Annotated in this window: 15 protein-coding genes; 12 read left to right on the top strand and 3 right to left on the bottom strand. The window is 67.0% G+C overall.

What is annotated here, in order from left to right:
* The first annotated feature begins 1 nt into the window (after nucleotide 1).
* The 9 genes from AN216_RS29370 (at nucleotide 2) to AN216_RS20030 (ending at nucleotide 11,484) form a co-directional block, all read left to right on the top strand.
* Complete coding sequence (locus AN216_RS29370; protein WP_070198075.1) at nucleotides 2-1,222, top strand: hypothetical protein; 1,221 nt, start codon at nucleotides 2-4, stop codon at nucleotides 1,220-1,222.
* 111 nt (nucleotides 1,223-1,333) lie between these two features.
* Nucleotides 1,334-2,821, top strand: a complete 1,488-nt coding sequence (locus AN216_RS20000) for an SCO6880 family protein (RefSeq protein WP_070198076.1) — start codon at nucleotides 1,334-1,336, stop codon at nucleotides 2,819-2,821.
* The gene (locus tag AN216_RS20005; RefSeq protein ID WP_244502541.1) at nucleotides 2,818-4,323 is read left to right on the top strand and encodes an ATP/GTP-binding protein; all 1,506 of its coding nucleotides are present in this window, start codon (nucleotides 2,818-2,820) and stop codon (nucleotides 4,321-4,323) included. Before AN216_RS20000 ends, AN216_RS20005 begins: the two co-directional genes overlap by 4 nt.
* Nucleotides 4,320-6,089 carry a type IV secretory system conjugative DNA transfer family protein gene (locus AN216_RS20010; protein ID WP_070198077.1) on the top strand — a complete coding sequence of 590 codons (1,770 nt, stop codon included), beginning with the start codon at nucleotides 4,320-4,322 and terminating at the stop codon, nucleotides 6,087-6,089. Before AN216_RS20005 ends, AN216_RS20010 begins: the two co-directional genes overlap by 4 nt.
* Complete coding sequence (locus AN216_RS20015; RefSeq protein ID WP_244502542.1) at nucleotides 6,089-6,487, top strand: DUF4913 domain-containing protein; 399 nt, start codon at nucleotides 6,089-6,091, stop codon at nucleotides 6,485-6,487. The genes AN216_RS20010 and AN216_RS20015 overlap by 1 nt, the downstream gene beginning before the upstream one ends.
* 55 nt (nucleotides 6,488-6,542) lie before the next feature.
* Nucleotides 6,543-7,676 (top strand): hypothetical protein, encoded by a 1,134-nt coding sequence (locus AN216_RS28745; protein ID WP_139140963.1) that lies wholly within the window; start codon nucleotides 6,543-6,545, stop codon nucleotides 7,674-7,676.
* A 15-nt stretch (nucleotides 7,677-7,691) separates the two neighbouring features.
* The gene (locus AN216_RS27375; protein ID WP_338059270.1) at nucleotides 7,692-9,281 is read left to right on the top strand and encodes a glycosyltransferase family 4 protein; all 1,590 of its coding nucleotides are present in this window, start codon (nucleotides 7,692-7,694) and stop codon (nucleotides 9,279-9,281) included.
* A gap of 191 nt (nucleotides 9,282-9,472) precedes the next feature.
* Entirely contained in the window at nucleotides 9,473-10,270 is a 798-nt protein-coding gene (locus AN216_RS27380) for a zeta toxin family protein (protein ID WP_079166774.1), read from the top strand.
* A 2-nt stretch (nucleotides 10,271-10,272) separates the two neighbouring features.
* Complete coding sequence (locus tag AN216_RS20030) at nucleotides 10,273-11,484, top strand: amidase (RefSeq protein WP_070198080.1); 1,212 nt, start codon at nucleotides 10,273-10,275, stop codon at nucleotides 11,482-11,484.
* A gap of 48 nt (nucleotides 11,485-11,532) precedes the next feature.
* On the opposite strand, the gene AN216_RS20035 is transcribed toward AN216_RS20030, so the two are convergent.
* The gene (locus AN216_RS20035) at nucleotides 11,533-12,048 is read right to left on the bottom strand and encodes an O-acetyl-ADP-ribose deacetylase (protein ID WP_070198106.1); all 516 of its coding nucleotides are present in this window, start codon (nucleotides 12,046-12,048) and stop codon (nucleotides 11,533-11,535) included.
* A 114-nt stretch (nucleotides 12,049-12,162) separates the two neighbouring features.
* On the opposite strand from AN216_RS20035, the gene AN216_RS20040 reads away from it, so the two are divergent.
* Nucleotides 12,163-13,257 (top strand): DUF2332 domain-containing protein, encoded by a 1,095-nt coding sequence (locus AN216_RS20040; RefSeq protein WP_070198081.1) that lies wholly within the window; start codon nucleotides 12,163-12,165, stop codon nucleotides 13,255-13,257.
* Nucleotides 13,258-13,364: 107 nt separating this feature from the next.
* Nucleotides 13,365-13,742, top strand: a complete 378-nt coding sequence (locus AN216_RS20045) for a VOC family protein (protein WP_070198082.1) — start codon at nucleotides 13,365-13,367, stop codon at nucleotides 13,740-13,742.
* A 93-nt stretch (nucleotides 13,743-13,835) separates the two neighbouring features.
* Here AN216_RS20045 and AN216_RS20050 read toward each other — a convergent pair whose 3' ends face one another.
* Nucleotides 13,836-14,276 (bottom strand): ASCH domain-containing protein, encoded by a 441-nt coding sequence (locus AN216_RS20050; RefSeq protein ID WP_070198083.1) that lies wholly within the window; start codon nucleotides 14,274-14,276, stop codon nucleotides 13,836-13,838.
* Complete coding sequence (locus AN216_RS20055) at nucleotides 14,263-16,131, bottom strand: ABC transporter ATP-binding protein (protein ID WP_070198107.1); 1,869 nt, start codon at nucleotides 16,129-16,131, stop codon at nucleotides 14,263-14,265. The genes AN216_RS20050 and AN216_RS20055 overlap by 14 nt, the downstream gene beginning before the upstream one ends.
* A 150-nt stretch (nucleotides 16,132-16,281) precedes the next feature.
* On the opposite strand from AN216_RS20055, the gene AN216_RS29775 reads away from it, so the two are divergent.
* The coding region (locus tag AN216_RS29775; protein ID WP_212732732.1) for a hypothetical protein at nucleotides 16,282-16,461 on the top strand (180 nt) is incomplete at its 3' end.

Here is a 16,461-nt window from a genome sequence, read left to right on the forward strand (position 1 = left end):
AATGTGTAGTGTCACGGACTGGGGCAGCTGCATCGAGGACGTCAAGGGTGCGGTTCAGGATGGGCTCGCCAAGGCAGCCGACACGGTGATTGGAAACGTCGTGGAAGCATTCGCCAGCGCGCTGGGGGAAGCAGCGGAGTCATTCATGACATGGCTCAACAAACTCTGGCTAGGAATAGAGGCTGACGGCAGCGGAACCTCCATCCATGATATCCAGAACGAATTGGATTGGCTCGTCGGCTATGTGGCCGTGGCATCACTGCTTTTCGCAGCGATGCGCATGGCCCTAGACCGAAAAGGGCAAAGCATGCAGCAGGCCTTCCAGGGAATGTGGCGCGTGATCCTGGTGAGCGGTATGGCAACAGGCGTCGTGATGGCGCTGTCCAGCGCGGCAGATTCCTATGCTATGTACATCTACGAGAAGCCCAGGGGGGACAAAGAATCAACAACCCTCCTGGGAGGGGCGCTTGTGGCCTTGGCTAAGACAAGTCCAGGGCTGATTATCGTCTTTGGCTTGCTGGCCATCGTTGCGGCCTTGGTTCAGGCCCTCCTGATGCTGTTGCGCATTGGGGCTATGGTCATGTTGGTAGGCACTCTGCCACTCGCTGCCGCTGCCTCCATGACGGGCTGGGGAGGAGGTTGGTGGAAGAAACACATCGGGTGGCTCATTGCCTGGCTGCTTTACAAGCCCGCAGCTGCCTTGGTGTTCTTCTGTGGTCAAGTAATGATGGACAACGCGGCGAAAAGTGAAGGCGAACCAGAGATCACACAAGCTGTGGCTGGCCTGGCCACGCTTATCCTGGCGGTCTTCGCCCTGCCAGCTCTCCTCAAACTGCTCGTCCCGGCCACTGCGGCGCTCGGCAACACCTCGGGAGGCTCCGTAACGCTCAACGCCGCCAATACCGTTGCCACCGGCGCGGTCAGCATTGCCGGCGGTGGAATGAGCGGCGGTGGCGGCGGAAAGGGCGGCGGCGAAGGACCCAAGGGCTCACCTTCCAGCGCTTCGGCACCATCGTCCGGGGGTGCCGGCAGTGGCGGTGCAGGCGGGGGCGCTGGTGGTGCCTCCGCTGGTGGTGCCTCCGCTGGCGGTGCCGCCGCGGGTGGCGCTGCGGCGGCCGGAGTGCAGGCAGCGGCCGTAGCCGCTCAAGCCACCACGCAGGCAGCCACCGAGGTAACCAACTCCTTCGATGACAACGACGGAAACAAGGGCCACAACGAGTAGTCCAGCGCCGCGCCACGACTGGCGCTCGTACGGCGGTGCACAAGCCGTACGAACCGAGCCGGTCCACGGCATCCCAATAAGCAGAGCAGGGAACGCACCGAAAGGAACTTCATGGCTTCCGAAGCCGCACGTCCCACGTACGGCAACTGGCGGCAGCCCAGACGTCCCGGCCTGGGACCGCTCGGGCTGCTCGGCACCGTCGTCACCTTCGGCGGGCTGGTCGTCGTGCTGCTCGCCTCGCTGATCTCCCTGCCTCTCGCGATCACCGTGCTGGTCCCGTTGTTCCTGATCGTGGCGCCCATCGCCGTACGTACGGCGGACGGCCGCAACGTCTACCAGATGCTCGCCGTCCGTGCGGGCTGGTTGAACCGCAAGTCACAGGGCGCGCACGCCTACGTCTCCGGGCCACTGTCCAAGCGTCCCGGCGGCCGGTACTCGCCTCCAGGACTACTGGCACGGGTCAAGATGCACGAGGGCCGGGACGCGTACGACCGACCGTTCGGGGTGCTGCATCACCCGGGTCGGAACCTCTACACCGTGGTACTGGCCTGTGAGCCGGACGGTGGATCACTGATCGACGCCGAACAAATCGACATCTGGGTCGCGGCCTGGGGCGACTGGCTAGCGCGACTGTCCCACGAGCCGGGGTTGCGCGGCGCCTCGGTCGTCGTGGAGACGGCGCCGGACACCGGCACCAGGCTGGCCGCGGAAGTGCTACCACGTCTGTCTCCGGACGCACCGCCGGCCGCCCGAGCCGTGATGGAGGAGGTCGTGGAGCGCTATCCCTCGGCCTCCTCCGAGATGTACACGTACATCACCCTGACCTACGGCACCGTCGGTACCCGTCGCAAGCCAGACGAGATGGTCACGGACCTGTCCATGCGCCTTCCCGGCCTGTTGTCCGGTCTGGTGGCGGCGGGTGGCGGGTCCGCGTACCCGCTGTCCGCTGAGCGCATCGCGGAGACCGTCCGTGTGGCCTACGACCCGGTCATCGCACCGGACGTTCTCAACGCCCGTGCGGAGAGCGCCTCGACCGGCCTCGAATGGGACGACGCGGGGCCGGCCGCCGCCTTGGAGAGTGTCAAGAGCTACCAGCACGACTCCGGTGTCTCCCGCAGCTGGCTCCTCACTCTGGCTCCGCGCGGCACTGTCCGGTCCAACGTTCTTCGTGGGCTCCTGGAGCCCGCTCCCGGTACCAGCCGCAAGCGCGTCTGCCTGGTCTACCGACCTATCGACCCCGCGACGTCGGCACGAATCGTGGAAACCGATCGGCGCAGTGCGCACTTCGCTGCCTCCTCCGGTCGTGGGCTTGTCGCGGCCCGAGCCTCCACCGCGATCAAGGCAGCCGAGCAGACAGCCGCTGAGGAGGCGTCGGGTGCCGGACTCGTGGAGTTCTCCATGCTGCTGACGGTCACGGTGGAGAGCGAGGAACAACTGGCGGACGCCGCAACCACGGTACGGAACCTCCAGGCCTCGTCACGGGTGCAGATGCGGCCGGCAGACCGTATGCAAGCGTCGGCGTTCACCTGCAGTCTCCCGGTGGGAATCCTGCCTTGGGAGCACACCCTCATGCCACGCGAGGTACGGGAGGCGCTGTGAGCAAGAAGAAGCCGAAGAGCGCTCGAGCGCAGACACGGACGGCACCTTCCCGGGGCTGGCCAGGTCCCGGTGGCGGCCAGATCGCACACCTCGACCCGCCCGCGCTGTGGCGCGCGACCACCGTTCAGGCGTGCGGCCTGTGGCCGTTCGCCGCGGGATCGGGCGCTCCCATGACGGGCGTCCCGCTCGGCCAGCATCTACAGACTGGCGCCACCGTGTGCGGAGACCCAGTTTCCTGGTTCACACGCGCGCGTTACATCTCCAACCCCTCGCTCTTCATGCTGGGCATGCCAGGTCTGGGCAAGTCGACTCTGGTGAACCGGATGCTCATCGGCCTCTCCGCCACAGGCGTGGTGCCGCTGGTGTTGGGCGACCTCAAGCCCGACTATGCCGACACCGTCCGCGCCCTGGGCGGTCAGGTGATCTCCATTGGTCGTGGCGTCGGCGGAATCAACGTCCTCGATCCCGGGGCGATGGGCGAAGCGGCTCGCCAACTCACCGGTGAGGCCGCCCGTACACTGGCGGCCGAGGCGCACGGGCGTGTGCTCAACATGGTGGCCGCGCTGATCACCATCGTTCGTGGACGTCCCATGGATGATCACGAACTGTCGGTCGTCTCCGCGGGTCTGCACCACCTCCGAGAACGAACCCCAGCGGGACGCGCGCCACTGCTTCCGGACCTGCTGCGGGTGCTTGATGAGGGGCCGGAGCGGGTGCGCGCGGTGACGCTAGATCGGGGGGACAACACGCGGTATCGGGAGGCCGTTGACCCGCTGCACCGGTCGCTGCTCGGGGTCCTGGACGGGCCGCTCGGTGACACCTTCGCTGCCGAGACGTCGACCCGTATCAACCCCAACTCCCCCGCCGTGTGCATCGACATCTCCCGGATCGGCGAGGCCGACACCCAACTGACCGCCGCGGCGATGCTAGCTGCCTGGTCGGACGGATTGGGGACGGTGGCCGCGAGTCACGCGTTGGCGGACGCCGGCATGGCACCCCAACGTTGGTTCTTCACCGTGTTGGACGAACTGTGGCGTCCGTTGCGCGCCGCCTCCGGCATCGTCGAGCGCATTGACGCCCTCACCCGGCTCAACCGAACTCTCGGCCTCGGGGACGCGAAGATCACCCACACCCTCAAGGACGCCGAGGCGTTGGGCAGCGACGCGGACAAGGCGAAGGCCCGGGGATTCGTCGAGCGCGCCGGGATGGTGGTCTGCGCCGGGCTGCCAAGGGCAGAGATGCAGGACCTCAGCAACATCGTTGGCCTCTCCGAGCGCGAGATCGAACTCGTCTCGTCCTGGTCCTCACCACCAGGATGGGCCGGCACCGGAACGAACGAGGAGCCGCCGGGACGAGGACGTTTCCTCGTCAAGGTCGGGGGGCGACCCGGCATCCCCATCCGGGTGGCCATCACGGACACCGAGCGGGAGTTGCACAACACCAACACCCGTTGGACAGGCGCGGGAGACACACCCGTAGAAAACTCGGGAGCAGTGCGATGAGCTCATCACATACGAGAGGTCGCAGGGGTGGCGGGGGCGCGGACGAGGTGCTGCCCTGGGTGATTGTCGCCGTCTTCGGGATCTGTCTGGTCACCTTCTTCGGCGCCTGGCTCGGGGGAACCATCGGCGCGGCCGTGTCCGGCGCGGGCTGGAGTCCGCCGGAATTCGCCCTCCAGTCCATGGCCGACCTCGTCAACGAGGGCCCGTCCGCACTGTGGCCGGACGCCCCGGTCGGCGCCGTCATCTGTGGGATCGTGCTGTTTTTCGTCCTGGGCGCGGCGCTCATCGTGTGGGTGGTGCTGGCCGTCCGAAGGCGACTGTCGAAACCAAAAGGACTCGCGGGGCGTCGTGATCTGACGACGCTGCTGCCCAAGCAGGCGGCGGAGAAAGCTCGGTCGCTGCGTCCCTCACTCGCGAAGTCGGGGAAGCTCGATCCGGACGACACCGGCAACCTGTTGGGGAATCTCGAGCCCAACGGGCCGGAGCTGCGCTCCTCGTACGAGGACGTGGAGCTGCACCTGATGGCCCCACGGTCCGGGAAGTCCACCAGCATCGCCGCACCGCGCATGCTTCGGGCCCGTGGCGCGGTGCTGTTGACCTCCAACAAGGCCGACGTCTACACCGTCACCAAGGCCGAACGACAGCGGGTAGGCACTGTGTGGACCTTCGACCCGCAGGGCATCGCCCATACACCACGGACCATGTGGTGGGACATGCTCTCGGAGGCCGCGACCATCGAGGGCTCCATGCGCCTGGCTGGCCACTTCGTGGGCGCCGTCAACGACGACGCGTCCAAGAAGGACTTCTGGATCTCAGCCGCGCAGAACACGCTCACGGCACTCTTCCATGCTGCGAACCGCGGGCAGCGCCAGGTGACGGATCTCCTGGGCTGGCTGGCCGACCCTGCCGACCGAACTCCCATCGACATCCTCAACGATGCCGGTATGCAGGCTCTGGCCGCTCAGTTGCAGGGCACCATCCAGGGAGCGGTGGAGACTCGAGACGGGATCTTCGAGACTGCCCGGCAGTGCGTGGCCTGTCTGTTGGACCCGCGAATCGCCGCTTGGGTGACACCGGATTCACAGGTGGCACAGTTCTCTCCCAATCGCCATGTCCACAGCAAGGACACGCTGTACCTGCTGTCCAAGGATGGCGGTGGTTCGGCGGCCGGCGTCATCGCGGCCATGGCCGACTCCGTGATGCGCGCCGGCGCCGTGGCCGCCGAACGGATGGGGGGTCGACTCGACCCGCCGATGACGGCCGTGCTCGACGAGGCAGCCAACGTCTGTCGCATATCGGACCTGCCTGACCTCTACTCCCACTTCGGCTCGCGTGGCATCAACGTCGTCACGCTCCTACAGAGTTACCGTCAGGGCAGCCGGGTGTGGGGGGAAGCCGGTATGGACGCACTGTGGAGTGCCGCCACCATCAAGCTGCTGGGCGCTGGTCTGGACGACGCCGACTTCGTGGAGAAAGTCTCGAAACTGGTGGGTGAGCACGACGTGTCGACGGTCAGCATCTCCCGCAGTAAGGACGGACGTTCCCGTTCGACTTCGTACCGCCAGGAACGGGTCATGCCGGTGGACCGAATCCGTGCGCTGCCCAAGGGCACTGCGCTGTTGTTGGCGACGGGCATTCGTCCGGCCATGATCCGACTGCGGCCCTGGTTCCAAGAACCGGGGGCTGGGCACATTCAGGCCGCGGCCAAGGCGGAGACGGACGCGATGACGGCACGTGCGGCACGGGGAGTGATGGAACAACTGTGATGGAACAAGACGACGGCCTGATGGGTGAGAGCTCACAGACGCCACCGTTCATCCTGTATCTGGGTGAGGAGGCGTACACCGAGGAACTGCGTCGGCTGGCGCTGTGGGTGAACCACCTCCTCATACCCGTCTACGGCCGGGAGACCCGTTCCCAGGCACCGTGGTGTCCCCGCTGGTGGGAACACCTTGAGGCAGTGGCACGTCTGCACGCCCTGTGGCTGACCTGGCAGGAACTCACTGACCCGGCGGCCGGGGCGAGTGGCCCGGCCCTGTGGCACCGCGACCACCTGGACCCCACCATGGCCGAACTGCGGGACCCCGCTGGGCCGTTCGGAGGGTGCAAGGCCGGAGCCCACCGAGCCAAGGAAGCACCCGTGGTGGAGGAATACGAGGGCTGACCGCACCCCGGTGCGGCGAGATCCCGAGAACCGTTCGTGCAAGGAGAGAGCCTGGATGACCAGTTCGGATAGTCAGCTCGCGGAGTTCGAGAGGGTCTACTCCGCAGCCGCCAGGATGCTGTGGGCCCAGGAGAACACCAGTTGGCGTGATGACAGTGCCGGTTGGCCCGAGCAACGACGACATGCCTTCCTCACGCTCGAGGAACAGCTCAAGGACGCCGCCCCGGAGCCCGCTCTGCCGGGCGATCCCATCGATCCCGCACGTCATCTCATCTCCCGCCACGCAAGCGGCGCGGACAACCGTCCGCTGGCCTTCAGCGAAGCAGTTACCGAATGGCGCGAACGGCTAAACGAAGATCCCGGATTCCTCGTCCCCCTCCGAAAGCCCTTCCCCGACTACTACATGGAACCCGGATCGTGCGTCATCATCCCCTACGGAACCCACCTTTCCATGACGGGTGTATTCCCCGAGATCTTTCACCGCTTGGCACCCGGACGGCCCCCCCTCACCATGGGACAAGGAGGGGCGGAACTCAGCGAAGTAGCCCACCAAGCCGCACAGTCCCTACGGGCACCACTCGGCATCCCCGCTGCTGCCACGCCCACTAGCCAGCAGATTTGCGGCGACATCCGCTGGGCCACCCAAATCACCCATATCGAGACGCGGTTGGACCGCCTGAAGCAAGCGGCCTGGGTAGCCATCGAAACTCTACCCACACCGGAAGAGCACAAGAGAAATCCCGACTTCTCACTTCAAATGGGAATGCTGCGGACCGGAGTTAACCTTCGCAGGCTACTGCACGGTGAACCCGTACACGCATGGCAGGAGACATACGAGCACATCGATCCAACGGAGGACCGCACTCCAAGCGTCTTTGATGATGGCACTGGAAAGAAGCGCGCAATTCCATTGCGGGAAATGTCAAAGCAATGGAACGAGGGATTCTCGAGGAATCCACAGCCCTGGACTCCGAAAACCTACCAAAGACAGTACGATCCAAACCGAGGCGAGAGTCAAGTTGTTCTTTCGCGCGCCAATGCCTTGGTTTTCTCCGAAATTCTTGTTGAATATTCTGCAAGGATTTACCCAACTCGCCACACGGGCCTAGTACATTTCGACGCCATCGAACTAGGACAATTCATAAAATGGGAATTTGGCAGATCCATCCGGAGTCACGTGGGATTTTAGTCCAGAGGGATAAGCGTGAAAGCACAACGGCTTAGAATTCTTGCGGTATGCGACCTTAGTGGCATGGGAAAGGGTGGCGTCCCGGTATTCAACCAAAAAATCTGCGAAGCGTTGGCCACTGAACACAGTGTCACGCTGCTAACAGCCGCACTGGACACACCACCTCATCACGGCGTCCAGGTTGTGAACGCACCCTTTCCACCCGACTCAGGCGACCAGCCACCAGAGGGCCGGGTGTGGCTCGAGTACTGTGCGCAGTTTGATCCGCAACGCCTCGGTCTACCAGCGGCACAGGAAAGGCCTTTCGACCTACTCATAGGCCACTCCCGATTTTCCGGACCAGCTGTCATAGAACTGCGAGACAGATGGTACCCAGACGCCCGCGTCACGCATATCTTACACACCAGCCCAGAACGCCTCCCCGAGGTCAAATACCCGCACGATCTAGAACGGGCACAAGGCAAAGCACACCACGATTCAATGATCGAACGCGAGGTCATGGCGCAATCCGATCTCGTAGTGGGGGTCGGTCCACTACTAACACAAGAATCCCAAAGGCTCTCCTCAACTAGCGATGCGCCTCCCCGAGCTCACGAGCTCATGCCGGGTACCACTATCGAAGAACCCATTCAACACAGCACGCCCAACAACAGACTCAATCTTCTCATAACGGGCCGTACCGACGACCCTCTAAAAGGTGTGAACGACGCAGCATCCGCTGTCAAGCAACTCAACGACGCTGGGATTCAAGTTCATGTGACAGTACGCGGCGCGCAACCAGAAGGACTCATCGAGGCACAACAGACTCTACAAGATATGGCTGGCTCTGGAAATGTCACGGTGAAACCCTTCACTGACAACGCGTCAGAATTACAACAGGACGTCCGCAGCGCCGACGCAGTGTTGATGCCCTCCCACCATGAAGGCTTCGGTCTTGTCGCCACTGAGGCTTTGGGGCACGGCACGCCTGTCCTGGTCAATCAGGACAGTGGCGCAGCACAGTTCCTCGGAGACGAGAAGCGAATCGATCCGCGCATCGGGCAACCCTGCATCGTTCCGGAGCCACAGAACACAACACAACGACCGAACGTATGGGCCAACGCCATAGCGAAGCTCCACACAGAGTTACCCGAACGCCGCGCGCAAGCCCAACTCCTGCGCGAAGAACTCAAGAAGTACTCCTGGCCGGATGCCGGACGCTCACTCGTCCAAGCCTCGATGAACGCACCAACCCTGGCCGCACGAACCGCCACCAACACCCACACTCACACCCAACAACAAACAACGGTACAGGGCCCACACGGAACCCTGATGCACAACAACCAATCCTCCCACACGGCCTCGGAGTCGAGCGGTCTCGCCGCAGCGCAATCCCAGCCCAATATTCCCACACAGACACCGAACCAGCCGCAAACCCAAGCGGCCCCGTCAAAGACCAGCGCACCCGTCTCCCTCCAAGACATCGCCTCCATGCGCACCAACCCACCACGAACCGCAACCCCAAAACACAATCAGCAAACACAACCACCCCAAACCCCGACTCCTAAACCGCCTCACCGCCAAACACCCAGTCACCCCCAAAACCCAAACGGCCCCAAGCGCTGACGACAGACGTCCGAGTCACATGCGTTGTGGTCCGCTTGCGTGAATAGTATGCCGGATTCAGCAGCCCGTCCGGTGAGCAGGACGATCTGAGCAACGCGGGAGGATTCGCCGTGGGAGGTGCCCGAAACCCCTGGAAGTTGTCTGATCGGGACAGTCGGCGAATCTTCGAGGACCGCATCGTTCCCCGGGCCATGGAGGGTGTCAGGCTCCCGGAGGAGCCACACGTCGTCTTCGTCGGCGGCCAGGCTGGGTCGGGCAAGACCTGCGGACTACAGCCGACCCTTTCGAATCTCCATACCGAAGGGAGCGTCGTTGCCGATTTCGACGCCCTTCTCAGTCATCATCCACATTACGCGGAGCTCCTGGAAACAAATGACCAGAAGGCTGCTGAACTGGCCGGCGACGACGCTTACCTCTGGATGCGTGATTTGATCGACATGGCCCGGGAAAGGCGAGTCAACCTTGTCCGCGAAGGTCACATGGGTGGGAGTTCGACGGAACGGGAGGCGTCGCTCTTCCGGGAGCGCGGATTTCGAGTCGAGGCTGATGTGATGGCCGTCCCTCAAGCTCTCAGCAGGTTGGCCAACCTGAACCGCTATCAGGAAATGCGGGAACGTTCCCTGCACGGGCGTGTGGTGGCCGTCGATATTCATGACAGAGCGTACAGCGGAATACCTCGTACGTTGAAAGCGGCCGACGAGCGAGGGTTCCTCGATTCCGTCCGCATCCATCGTTGGGGCGGTGGCATCGTGTACGAGAACTTCCTGGACCCAGCAGGTGGATGGCGCGGCGCGGGACGTTCCCGGGACGCGTTGGAGGCCGAGCGCGCGCAGCCACTGAACTCACGGCATGTGCGCTGGTTCCAGGAGCGCTACGCCCACCTCGAGCGGACCCTGCCGCCCCGACTGCGCGCCCAGTTGCCGGAGATCGCACGTCTCGGGCAGCGGATCGGTGCCACCGTGCGCGTCCCCTCAGCAGGTGAGCCGTAGCCATGAACGGTTCCCAGTCATGGAGATGCGAGTGGCTCTCCGCCCAGGCTGTCGCCGACACGGTGGCCCGAGGTGCGGCCTCCGCCGAGGAGGTGACGCGTCTCGCATTGTCTCGGGTGACCGACCGGGACACCCTCCTGCGTGCCTTCGTCGAGACGTGGCCCGAGTCCGCGCTCGACACCGCCCGGCGGGTCGACGGGCAACTGGCCGCGGGTGAGGCTCTCCCCCTCGCTGGAGTGCCGATCGGTGTCAAGGGAAGAAGGGGCACGGAGGCGCTGGCGGCCCGGCGGCTGATCGCCGCGGGGTGTGTGCCCGTCGGTGCGACGTCGGTGCCGGGGTCCGGCGGCCCGTGGCAGACGTGGGGACGGGGGCGAGGCGGACGCACGGTCAATCCCTGGCGCCATGATCGTGTGCCCGGCGGCTCCTCCGCCGGCTCGGCGGTGGCCGTCGCCTCCGGGATGGTGCCCCTGGCGACCGGTAGCGACGGAGCGGGGTCGGTACGGATTCCCGCCGCCTGGTGCGGTGTCACCGGCCTGAAGCTGACCGGAGGTGGATTGCCCTCGCTCGATCCGAGCGGGCTCGCGGCACCGGGCGTGCTCGTACGGGACCCCGCGGACCTGCGGGCGTACCTGCGGTGCGTCGACCCGGCGAGGGCAGGCATGGACCCAGACACGTGCCCGGACGCGGATACGGCCCGCATGGCGGCGCCTCTGACGGCGGTCTGGTCCGAGGACCTGGGCTTCGGCACGCCCGACCGGCCCGTGGTCGAAGCCGCCCGGGAGGCGGTCCACCGATGCGTGGCGTCAGACGTGCTCCGGTTGGTACGTCCCCGTACGCCCCTCCGACTGTCCGATCCGGCGCGGGCGTGGCTTGCCCTGCGGCAGGGCGGCGACACCGAATCGAAGGAGATGGCCGCGGTGACTCGCGCTGCCAACGACGCACGCCTCGCCGCGTGCTTCGCCGAGGCCCGGCTGCTGCTCACACCCACCACACCGAACCCACCACACGGCCACGACGGACCTGGGGAGCGCTATAGCACCGAGTTGACCTGGGCCTTCAATCTCAGTGGTCACCCAGCACTGAGCGTCCCCACCGGCGAGACGGTGGAGGGCTGCCCTGCGGGACTGCAACTGGTGGCACCGCACGGCCGCGAGGCGCTGCTGGCTGGGGTCGCCCGGGGCGTGACGACGGCGGTGTCCGCGCGCACGGCTTGACCGCGCGGCTCCGTGGCCGTCGGTTGTCACCCTCCGAGACGCGACCTCTCAGAGTACGGCTTGGTAGGCGTCGTGCGTGTCCTGATCGAAGACCACGAACCGCACCTCGTCGAAGGCACCGGCGGCGGCCACCTTCGCCCGTACGGTGGTCACCGCACGCCGGGCCCCGTCCGCCTTCGGCCATCTGTACACGCCGGTGGAGATCGCCGGAAAGGCGACCGTACGGGCGCCCACGTCACGCGCCACCTGAAGCGACTCCCGATAGCAGGACTCCAGGAGCGCTGATCGATCCTCCTTGGTGGACCAGACGGGCCCGACCGTGTGGATCACCCAACGCGCGGGCAGGCGACCGGCCGAGGTGGCCACGGCACTGCCCGTGGGGAGTCCGCCACCGAGGCGCCCGGCACGCAACGCACGGCACTCGGCGAGGATCTCCGGTCCGCCCTTCCGGTGAATCGCGCCGTCGACGCCGCCACCGCCCAACAGCGTGGAGTTGGCGGCGTTGACCACCGCGTCGACTGGTTGTTCCGTGATGTCGCCTCGCACGAGAGTGATCGCCGTCATGCCGTACATTTTCGCAGAGGGAACGACGGGCAGGGCGGTGGTTTCCCAGGACGGTGGTTTCCCGACAGCCGCTGCCCCGAAGCTTCCTGACGCACCAGTGAAGGAGCCCCGGTGATGTCCCGAGAGCGGGCCGCGGAGATGATCGAGTGGCAGGCCCGGGCCTGTGCCGAGCTGGGTTCACCGCTCTACGCCGAGCTGTTGCCGCGGGTCGCTGAGGACGTCCGGGCCGGCGGGGTGTGCGCGCGTGCCGTCACGGGCCACGAGGACGCTCCCGGACCGGACGCCATCGCGCTGCGCTTGCTGGGTGGCGTGCACGCCCTGGTGCTCGCCGAGCAGGCGCCGGAGCTGGCGGCTCACTACCCCAGCGCGGGAGGCGAGTTCCGTACGGACCGGCGGGACACGCTCTGGCACGCCTTCCGGGACACGGTGGGTGGCGCGCTGGCTCACGTACGGGACTGGCTGGACCGACCGCCGCAGACCAACGAGGTCGGGCGGGCGAACGTGCTGCTGCCCGGCACTCTGCGGGCCGCCGCGAGGCACCCTCTTCCCATACGGCTGTTCGAGCTAGGCGCCAGCGCGGGGTTGAACCTGCGCGCCGACCTGTTCCGGTACTCCGGCGGCGCAGGCGCCGAGCGGTTCGACTGGGGCCCGGAGTCGTCACCGGTCCAGCTGTCCGACGGCTGGCGGCAGCCCGTACCGGAGTGGTTGACCGAGGCGGCCAGGGCGCATCCGACGCTCGAGGTGGTGCAGCGTGGCGGCTGTGACCTGTCGCCGGTCGATCCGCTGTCCCCGGACGGGGCGCTGGCGCTGCGCGCGTACGTCTGGCCGGACCAGTGTGCGCGCGCAGCGCGGCTGGACGGGGCGCTGGCGCTGGCGGCCGAGGAGCCGGCCGAAGTGGAGCGGTGTGGTGTGGCCGAGTACCTCGCGGGGGTCGAGCTTCGGCCCGGCACGCTCACGGTGGTCTGGCACTCGGTCATGCGTCAGTACGTGCCCGCCGAGGAATGGGCCCGGGTGGAGCGGGACCTGCGCCGGCTGGCGGCGGCCAGCGGGCCGGACGCGGCGTTCGCCCAGGTCGGCTTCGAACCGCGACGAGCGGGCGAACGCCGCCCGTTCACGCTGTCGGTGCGGGTGGACGCAGGCCCGGAGGAGTGGCTGGCGGAGGCGGCGCCGCACGGCCTCCCGGCGCGCGGGACGGCGCCCACCACCTGAACCCCACGGGGCGGTGGAGCGCCCGGGCAGCCGCGCGTGGGAACCGGTCTCCACACTCGCCGGCACGTCACCACGTGTGTGGCCGACCACGGCAGTAGGCTCCGCACATGCCCGCACGTATCAAGGCAGTGGTCCTGGACGCCGTCGACCACCAGGCACTGGCCGACTGGTGGTGCGCCGCGCTCGGGTACCAGCGTCGCCAACCACCCGCCGGGTACGACCAACGCCCCGCCGAGTGGCCGGTACCGCTGTACGACCCGGCCGCTCGCGGCCCGATGATCTGGGTCAACCCGGTCCGGGAGCTGCCGGAGGACCGGAGCCGGGTGCGGCTGGACGTGTACGGGCACACCGACGAACTACTGTCCCTGGGGGCCGTACTACTCCAGCGGCATGCCAAGCCCGTCGACTGGGACGTGCTGGCGGACCCGGAGGGGAACGAGTTCAGCGTGTTTCCCTTCCCGCCTCGCCGTCCGCCCTCGCACTGAGAAGGCCGAGGTTCGCCCGCACTGGGGCGCGCGGACGCGTACGGGACACGGGTCCGCGCGATCTCGTACGGGCGGGTGTAGGGGCGGGGTCAGTCAGTGGCGTACCAACAGCCGGAAGCGTTCGGTGACCACGAGGGTCTCGTCGTCGACCGTGAACTCCGGGTCGCCCAGGGAGGCGCGCAGTTCCGCGCTGTGCCAGAAGTCCTCGTGTCCGGCGCGCCACTCGGCGACCGTACGGTAGCCCTCCCCCTCGTCGACGGCGTGCGCCAGGTCCACCTCGGCGAGCCGCAGCAGCCGTACCTCGGTGACCTCGATGACCGCCACCGCTTCCCCGTCCGAATCGATCACGACGCTCCGATCGCCGGGGCGGGGCAATGGCACGCCCTCGTGCTCGTACTCGAGGTGCAGGGACGTCGTCGTGGTCTTGCTGCCCTCCAGGATCGCGGCGACCAGCTGGTCCCGCAGCGGGCCGGGGAAGGCGAACTCGGCGGGCGGCAACTCGTCCTGGCCGGGGGCCTGTTCAGGGTTGAGCATCAGGTGAGCATAGCCGATCGGTGGGCTGCGGAGACGCGCGGAATCGGGCGACCGTACGCTCGGATGCCGGCCGGGGAGCGTCCGCGGCACCGTGCTTGTCCTGACGGACGAGCGCGGCGTAGTGCCCGTCCCGATCGAGGAGATCCTCGTGCGTGCCGTGCTCCACCAGGTGCCCGCCGGCGAGCACGACGATCTGGTCGGCGTCCCGGACCGTGGAGAGCCGGTGTGCGATGGTCAGTGTGGTGCGGCCGGCCGACAGGGCGTCGATCGCCTCCTGTACGGCTTGCTCGGTCCGGGTGTCCAGGGCGCTGGTCGCCTCGTCCAGGACGAGCACGGGCGGGTCGCGCAGGATCGTACGGGCCAACGCGAGGCGCTGCTTCTCGCCACCGGAGAAGCGGTAGCCACGTTCGCCGACCAGGGTGTCGTAGCCGTCCGGGAGACGCTGGATGTGCTCGTGGATCTGCGCCGCGCGGGCGGCGGCGTACAACTCCTCGGGGGTCGCGTCGGGTTTGGCGAACCGCAGGTTGGCGGCGACGGAGGCGTGGAAGAGGTACGTCTCCTGGGAGACCACCCCGACGGCGGCGCTGAGGCTGTCGAAGGCGAGTTCCCGCACGTCGGTGCCGTCCAGCGTGACGCGGCCCGCGGTGACGTCGTACAACCGTGGCACCAGGTATCCCAGGGTGCTCTTGCCCGAGCCGGTGTGGCCGACGACGGCGAGGCTGCTGCCGGCGGGCACGGTGAGGTCGACGCCCTCCAGCGCGGCCTGCGCCTGCTCGGTGTCGTAGGCGAAGGTGACGCTCTCGAAACGCACTTCGCCACGGATGCGAGCGGGCCGTACGGGGTAGGCGGGCTCGGTGATGTCCGGACGCAGGTCGAGATACTCGAAGACCCGCTGGAAGAGCGCGAGCGAGGTCTGCATCTCCACGCCGGTCGACAGCAGCGACACCGAGGGGCGGAGCAGTCCCTGTTGCAGGGTGACGAAGGCGACGAGCGTGCCGATGGAGAGGGTCGGGCCGCCCAGGTGCAGCAGGAGTCCCGCGGACCAGTACAGCAGCGCGGGTACGGCGGCCATGGTGATCCCGATGGTGGCCATGCGCCAACGACCGGCCATGCTGGACCGGATCTCCAGGCCCGCCAGCCGCTCGGACTCGTCGGTGAAGTCCGCGGTGAGGGCGTCCGTACGGCCCATGGTGCGGCCGAGCAGCATGCCGCTCACCGAGAGAGACTCGGTGACCAGGGCGGACATCGACGCCATCTGCTTCTGACGCTGCGTCGTCAGCTTCTTGCGTTCCCGGCCCACGCGTCGGCTGATGTACACGAACCAGGGGAGCAACAGGAGCGAGACGAGTGTCAGCCGCCAGTCCAGTGCCAGCATCGCCACGAGGGTGGCGACGACACTGGTGAGGTTGGAGACCAGCGAGGTCGCCGTGGAGGTGACGGTGGCCTGCATGCTGCCGATGTCGTTGGCGATGCGGGACTGCACCTCGCCCGTGCGGGTGCGGGTGAAGAAGGCCAGAGGCATCCGCTGGAGCTTCGCGTACACCTGGGAGCGCAGGTCGTGCATGACACGCTGGCCGACGGTGGTGCTGATCAGGGTCTGCAGCACGCCGAGGACACTGGTGGTGACCGCGACGGCGATCATGCCCATCGCGAGGAGCGACAGGAGTCCGGTGCGCTGCTGTGGGATCGCGACGTCGAGGACCGCGCGGAGCAGGAACGGCGAGGCGACCGACACGACCGAGGAGGCGGCGACCAGCAGACCCACGAGGGTGAGTCGCCCCTTGTAGGGGCGGAAGAGCCGGAGGATGCGGCGAGTCGGGACAGCGTCCGCCTCGGCCTGAGGTGTGGTTCTCAGGGGTACGGCTTGCGGGGGCGTGCCCCGTGCGGACGGGGACTCTCCGGATACGGCCCCCCGGGATGCCGCCTCGCCTCGCTGGTTTCGCGCGCCGCCAGCACACGCCTTCGTACGTCGCAAGGTCCTCCCTGGTACGGCACGGCTTGAGGGGTGGCCGACCAGACGGGACCGTACGCCGAACCGGCCGCCGCGAGCATAGCCCAGGCCACACACGTCAGCCTCGACCACGAGACGCACCTCACGACGGCGCTCGGGGCGGCGGTGCCGACGGGGACGTCGCGGGGGCGCCGGCGCGGGGGCGGGTACGCCGCGCAACGCAGCGCGCTGCCC

This window comes from Streptomyces oceani, assembly GCF_001751245.1.
GTDB lineage: Bacteria > Actinomycetota > Actinomycetes > Streptomycetales > Streptomycetaceae > Streptomyces > Streptomyces oceani.